The 1570-nt window shown below is 56.7% G+C and carries 1 rRNA gene; it reads right to left on the reverse strand.

The annotated features are described in order from the left end of the window. Positions 1-1506, reverse strand: a 23S ribosomal RNA gene (locus tag OU415_RS38140); the annotation flags it as partial. Positions 1507-1570: the final 64 nt, after the last annotated feature.

Below are 1570 nucleotides of genomic sequence, written 5' to 3' on the forward strand. Positions count from 1 at the left end.
TTCGCTATGGACGCGTATGCACGGGTACGGGAATATCAACCCGTTATCCATCGACTACGCCTGTCGGCCTCGCCTTAGGCCCCGACTCACCCTGGGCGGACGAACCTTCCCCAGGAACCCTTGGTCATCCGGCGGAAGAGATTCTCACTCTTCACTCGCTACTCATGCCTGCATTCTCACTCCCACACACTCCACACCAGGCTTACGCCGGCGCTTCACCGCATGCAGGACGCTCCCCTACCCAACCCAGCTAACACTGGATTGGCATGGCTTCGGCGGTGCGCTTCAGCCCCGCTACATTGTCGGCGCAGGACCACTTGACCAGTGAGCTATTACGCACTCTTTCAAGGATGGCTGCTTCTAAGCCAACCTCCTGGTTGTCTCAGCGATCCCACATCCTTTCCCACTAAGCGCACACTTAGGGGCCTTAGCCGATGCTCTGGGCTGTTTCCCTCTCGACGATGAAGCTTCTCCCCCACCGTCTCACTGCCACGCTCAACTCAGATGTATTCGGAGTTTGGCTGATCTCAGTAACCCGTGAAGGCCCATCAACCAACCAGTGCTCTACCCCACCCAAGCAACACATGACGCTGCACCTAAATGCATTTCGGGGAGAACCAGCTATCACGGAGTTTGATTGGCCTTTCACCCCTACCCACAACTCATCCCCCAGGTTTTCAACCCTGGTGGGTTCGGGCCTCCACACGGTCTTACCCGCGCTTCACCCTGGCCATGGGTAGATCACCCCGCTTCGGGTCTACACCACGCGACTATAACGCCCTCTTCAGACTCGCTTTCGCTCCGGCTACCCCACCCGGGTTAACCTCGCCACGCAGCAGTAACTCGCAGGCTCATTCTTCAAAAGGCACGCCATCACCCCAAAGGGCTCTGACGGATTGCAGGCACACGGTTTCAGGAACTATTTCACTCCCCTCCCGGGGTACTTTTCACCATTCCCTCACGGTACTATCCACTATCGGTCACCAGGGGGTATTTAGGCTTAGCGAGTGGTCCCGCCAGATTCACAGCACCCTCCACGGAAACGCTGCTACTCGGGAACACCACCACACGCACGAATCGCATTTTCGCTTACCGGGCTCTCACCGTCTACGGCTGGCTTTCCCAAACCATTCAACTAACACGAAACACAACGCTGACAGGTCGGTAGCCCTGTCCAGTAGCGTCCCACAACCCCGCACACGCAACCCCTACCAGGTATCCCACGCGCACGGTTTAGCCTCCTCCGCTTTCGCTCGCCACTACTCACGGAATCACCAGTGTTTTCTCTTCCTACGGGTACTAAGATGTTTCACTTCCCCGCGTTCCCCCTCATACCCTATATATTCAGGCATGAGTAACCCGACATCACTCGAGCTGGGTTTCCCCATTCGGACACCCTCGGATCACAGCTCGTTTGACAACTCCCCGAGGACTATCGCGGCCTACCACGTCCTTCATCGGCCCCTGGTACCAAGGCATCCACCATGTGCCCTACATAACTTGGCCACAAAGATGCTCGCACTCACTATACAGTTCTCAAACAACAACCAGAAGAAAACACCCACACACC

Origin of the sequence: Saccharopolyspora oryzae, from assembly GCF_027853915.1 — a bacterium.
GTDB lineage: Bacteria > Actinomycetota > Actinomycetes > Mycobacteriales > Pseudonocardiaceae > Saccharopolyspora > Saccharopolyspora oryzae.